1 protein-coding gene is annotated in these 1505 nt (G+C 60.9%); it reads left to right on the forward strand.

What is annotated here, in order from left to right; genetic code table 11:
• On the forward strand, window positions 1–1468 hold a 1468-nt coding region (locus GY725_26105; GenBank protein ID MCP4007670.1), incomplete at its 5' end, for a PQQ-binding-like beta-propeller repeat protein.
• Window positions 1469–1505: the final 37 nt, after the last annotated feature.

Raw genomic sequence — 1505 nt, forward strand, 5'->3', positions numbered from 1 at the left:
GAACTCCTCACCGAACATCAGCGTCAACGACTTTCCCGTGCTCATTGGTGCGAACGCACAGGCCAAGGAAAGGCTCTTTCATGGCCTCATCGACGATGTTCGCATCTACGAACGCGCTCTCTCCGTCGATGAATTGCGGGCGATCTCCGGAGGAGGCGGAACCGCGGCGCAGTCCTCGCCGAGTCAGGCCGTTACCCGAATGCCCGACGCTGACCGGAAGGGTGTTACGACGGCGGGGCGAGTGAAAGTCGCCCGGATCGTGAGACCCGGTAGCTGGTCCGAGTTTCGAGGGCCACGCGGTGACGGCCATTCAGACTCGGAGGGCCTTCCCCTGCGGTGGAGCGAAAGCGAAAACATTATCTGGAAGACGCGGATTCACGGCAGGGGTTGGTCGTCTCCCATCCTCTGGGGTAAACAGGTGTGGGTGACGACCGCGACGGCCGACGGGCACAAATTATCGGCGGTCTGTGTCGATCGCGATTCGGGCAAGATCGTCCATGATATTCACGTGTTCGACGTCGAACAGCCGCAACGTATCGCGCCCGGAAACAGCTACGCCTCGCCGACTCCGGTGATCGAGGAGGGGCGCGTGTACGTTCATTACGGCACGTACGGAACGGCCTGCCTGGATACCGCGACGGGGAACAGGGTTTGGGAGCGCCGCGACCTGAAATGCGACCACGAGTCCGGGGCCGGACCCGGCAGCTCTCCCTCTCTCGTGGGCGACCTGTTCGTCTTCAATGTGGATGGACGGGACGTGCAGTACGTTATTGCACTGAACAAGGCCAACGGGAAGACGGTGTGGAGGACGGATCGCTCCGTCGACTTCAGCCAAACTCCCGTCAATCAGCGCAAGGCCTTCTGCACGCCGATCGTCGTCCCACGAGGGTCTGGTACTCAGCTCGTCAGCCCTGGAGCCAAGGCGTTCATCGCCTACGACACGGCTACGGGTAACGAATTGTGGAAAGTACGACACCGAGGCTTTTCGGTCGCTCCCCGCCCGGTCTTCGGGCACGGACTGATCTTTGCGCTCATCGATCATGACCGCCCGGAGCTCTGGGCCGTGAAGCCGGATGGGAACGGCGACGTCACCGACAGCCATGTGGTGTGGACGATGAAGCGGGGTATGCCGTCGCGTTCGTCGCCGTTGCTCATCGGTGACCTTCTCTTCCTCGTGAATCACGGTGGTATCGCGTCCTGTCTTGAAGCCCGAACCGGCGAACTCGTCTGGAAACAGCGCGTTCAGGGGGAGTACTCGGCGTCCCCCATCTACGCCAATGGTCGCATCTACCTCTTCAACGAAGATGCGGGCGGCACCGTGATCAACCCTTCCCGGAAACTCGAAGTCCTGGCCGTCAATCCGTTGCCCAACGAGCAACTCATGGCGAGCCCCGCGGTTGCCGGGAGATCACTCTTTGTTCGGACCGAGAAGCATCTTTATCGTATCGAGGAATCCTCTTCGAATTAGGTGTGTGTCGAACGAAGAAGTGGCAAGAAACAGCGCC

It is taken from the genome of bacterium (assembly GCA_024226335.1).
In the GTDB taxonomy this organism is placed as follows: Bacteria; Myxococcota_A; UBA9160; order SZUA-336; family SZUA-336; genus JAAELY01.